The sequence below is a fragment of the Pseudomonas sp. UBA6276 genome (genome assembly GCF_002438365.1).
GTDB lineage: Bacteria > Pseudomonadota > Gammaproteobacteria > Pseudomonadales > Pseudomonadaceae > Aquipseudomonas > Aquipseudomonas coleopterorum.
Genome location: NZ_DJUS01000057.1, coordinates 1 through 2708, shown reverse-complemented (window position 1 = coordinate 2708; position 2708 = coordinate 1). Strand labels below are relative to the sequence as shown.

Here is a 2708-nt window from a genome sequence, read left to right as displayed (position 1 = left end):
CTCTGCCCGCGAAGAGGCCGGCTTTGGCACCCCGCTCCCGCATTGAGCTGGGGTGGGTCAGCCTTGGCGCGATATCGGTTTGGGCTGGTAGGCGCAGTAGCCGGGGCGAGGTCCGATCTTGGGGTGGTTGCGGCAGGTGTCCGGGCGCTTTTCGTAGATCGTGCACAGACGGCTTTTCTTGTCCAGGTACAGGCAATCGTTGTTGCTCATGCGCGTCAGGGTGAAAATGCCCGACTTCTGATTGAAGCGCTCGACGATGCCTTCTTTCTGCAACCGCTTGGCGACGTTCTTGGGTGGATCGCCTTTCTCGAACTCGTCCACCACACCGATACGGATCAGGTCCTTGATCTTCACTTCCACCGGCAGCGTGCAGCAGGTCGAGATACAGGCGCCGCACATCGGCGCAGAATATTTCTGCCAGGTGTCCAGGCGGTCCACTTCGGCGGCGGCAATCAAAGAGCTTTTCATCGTCAGGTCATCAGGCAAGATGGATCAGGGCGCGCGATCATACCGGCATTGGTGAAAAAGTGAACAACCTTCTGCCCGAAACCCCGCGAATGGTGCAAAGTTACGAACCTGAGCATTGAGTGTGTGTCGAAGCGTCTAGGCTCAGGTATTCCATCCAGTATCGTCAATTTCCCCGAGGACGCATTGCATGTCTCAGGAACCGCTTGTCCGTGACGCCGAGGTGGCCGATTTTCGCGCTGCTGTACTCGCCAAACTCACCTACGCGGTGGGCAAGGATCCCGATCACGCATTCGACCATGACTGGTTCGAGGCCATTGCCCTCGCGGCGCGCGACCACATGGTCGAGCACTGGATGGATCACACCCGGCAGATCTACCGCAAGGGCCAGAAACGGGTCTATTACCTCTCCCTGGAATTTCTCATTGGTCGGCTGCTCTACGACAGCCTGAGCAACCTCGGCCTGCTGGACATCGCACGTGAAGCGTTGACCGACCTGGGCGTGGATCTGGAGCGCATTCGCCTGCTCGAACCCGATGCGGCGCTGGGCAACGGCGGCCTTGGACGCCTGGCGGCCTGCTTCATGGAAAGCATGTCGACCCTGGGCGTCGCCGCCCACGGCTATGGCATCCGCTACGAACACGGTCTGTTCCGTCAGGCCATCGTCGATGGCTGGCAGCAGGAACAGACCGAAAACTGGCTCAATTTCGGCAACCCCTGGGAGTTCGAGCGCCCGGAAGTGATCTACCCGATCAGCTTCGGCGGCCATGTGGAAACCGTCACCGACAGCGAAGGCCAGCAGAAGCAGGTCTGGTGGCCCAGCGAAACCGTACGCGCGATCGCCTACGACACCCCGGTGGTCGGTTGGCGTGGTTCCAGCGTCAATACCTTGCGCCTGTGGCGCGCACGGGCGATGGAAGACCTGCACCTGGAGCGCTTCAATGCGGGCGACCACCTCGGCGCCGTGGCCGAAGTGGCCCGTGCCGAGAGCATCTCGCGGGTGCTGTACCCGGCCGATAGCACCGAAGCCGGTCAGGAGTTGCGTCTGCGCCAGGAGTACTTCTTCGTTGCAGCCTCCCTCCACGACTTGTTGCGTCGTCACCTGAACGGCAACGACAGCCTCCTCAACCTGGCCGACAAGGCTGCGATCCAGCTCAACGATACCCACCCCTCCATCGCCGTGGCGGAATTGATGCGTCAGTTGGTGGACGAACATGGTCTGGCGTGGGAAACCGCGTGGGAAATCACCGTCAACACCCTGGCCTACACCAACCACACGCTGTTGCCCGAGGCGCTGGAAACCTGGCCGGTGGGCCTGATGGAGCGCGTGCTGCCGCGTCACATGCAGATCATCTACCTGATCAACGCCTATCACATCGACTCGCTGCGCGCCAAAGGTCAGCACGATGTCGACGTGCTGCGCGCGGTCTCGCTGATCGAAGAAGACAACGGTCGGCGTGTGCGCATGGGCAACCTGGCGTTCCTCGGTTCGCACAGCGTCAACGGGGTGTCCGGCCTGCATACCCAGCTGATGCGCAGCACGGTGTTCTCCGAGCTGCACAAGCTCTATCCCGATCGGATCAACAACAAGACCAATGGCATCACCTTCCGCCGCTGGCTGTATCAGTCCAACAGCGAGCTGACCGCGATGCTGGTCGACAAGCTTGGCCCGGAACTGCTCGACAATCCGGAAGGGCTGCTCAAGAACCTCGAGCCGTATGCCGAGCAACCCGAGTTCCGCAAGGCCTTCGCGGCTCAGAGACTGAACAGCAAGAAAGCGCTGGCTCGCATCATTCATGAGCGCGTCGGCGTGACGGTCAATCCCGAGGCGATGTTCGACGTTCAGGTCAAGCGAATCCACGAGTACAAGCGTCAGTTGCTCAACCTGATGCACACCGTGGCGCTCTATCAGGCGATTCGCGCCGAGCCGGAAACCGCCTGGGTGCCGCGGGTGAAGATCTTCGCTGGCAAGGCGGCGGCCAGTTATCACCAGGCCAAGCTGATAATCAAGCTGGCCAACGACATCGCTCGGGTGGTGAACAACGATCCGACCGTGCGCGGTCTGCTCAAGGTGGTGTTCCTGCCCAACTACAACGTCAGCCTGGCCGAAAGCATCATTCCGGCGGCCGACCTGTCCGAGCAGATCTCCACGGCCGGCTACGAAGCGTCGGGTACCAGCAACATGAAGTTCGGCCTCAATGGCGCGTTGACCATCGGTACGCTGGACGGCGCCAACGTGGAAA

At 61.2% G+C, this 2708-nt stretch carries 2 protein-coding genes; one reads left to right on the top strand and one right to left on the bottom strand.

Going from position 1 to position 2708, the window contains the following annotated elements; all coding sequences use genetic code 11:
• Positions 1 to 57: 57 nt before the first annotated feature.
• Positions 58 to 468, bottom strand: a complete 411-nt coding sequence (locus tag B2V21_RS06655; protein WP_049861727.1) for a YkgJ family cysteine cluster protein — start codon at positions 466 to 468, stop codon at positions 58 to 60.
• Positions 469 to 655: 187 nt separating this feature from the next.
• Here B2V21_RS06655 and B2V21_RS06650 point away from each other — a divergent pair.
• A partial coding sequence (locus tag B2V21_RS06650; protein ID WP_286916387.1) for a glycogen/starch/alpha-glucan phosphorylase occupies positions 656 to 2708 on the top strand: 2053 nt, incomplete at its 3' end.

Bases quoted from the DNA above. Each gene is read 5' to 3' on its own strand.
- B2V21_RS06655 (WP_049861727.1), bottom strand. From the start codon at position 468: ATGAAAAGCTCTTTGATTGCCGCCGCCGAAGTGGACCGCCTGGACACC.